This is a genomic window from Vibrio sp. 704 (assembly GCF_033339295.1).
Map to the genome: position 1 here is coordinate 1 of NZ_JAWOUH010000591.1, position 632 is coordinate 632.

1 protein-coding gene is annotated in these 632 nt (G+C 50.0%); it reads left to right on the forward strand.

The window, feature by feature from the left end; genetic code table 11:
* Window positions 1–632 (forward strand): proline dehydrogenase family protein (locus R7R24_RS27925; protein ID WP_318120323.1); only part of this gene is annotated, 632 nt, incomplete at both ends.

Genomic DNA, 632 nt, shown 5'->3' on the forward strand with positions numbered 1-632 from the left:
GCGATCACGATTGATGCAGAAGAAGCTGATCGCCTTGAGCTGTCTCTAAAGCTGTTCGAGAAGATTTACCGCAGTGACCTAGTCAAAGGTTGGGGCAAGTTTGGTCTTGTTGTGCAAGCGTACTCGAAGCGTGCTCTACCAGTATTGGTTTGGCTCAATGCCCTTGCGAAAGAACAAGGTGACTTGATCCCACTTCGCTTGGTACAAGGCGCGTACTGGGATAGCGAACTCAAATGGTCACAACAAGCGGGCTACGACAACTACCCAGTGTACACACGCAAAGAAGCGACTGATGTTGCTTACCGTGCATGTGCGCGTTTCCTATTAAGCGAAGGCGTACGTGGCAATATCTTCCCGCAATTTGCTAGCCACAATGCGCACACAGTTACTGCGATTGCAGTGATGGCGCAGCATAAGGATTTTGAATTCCAACGCCTACACGGCATGGGAGATTCACTCTACAACCACGTGATGGAGAAATACGGCCAACCTGTTCGTATTTACGCTCCAGTTGGTAGCCACGCGGATCTACTGCCTTATCTTGTTCGTCGTCTGCTAGAAAATGGTGCAAACAGCTCGTTTGTACACCGTTTGGTTGACGCGCGGTGCCCAATTTCTGAACTGACACCTCA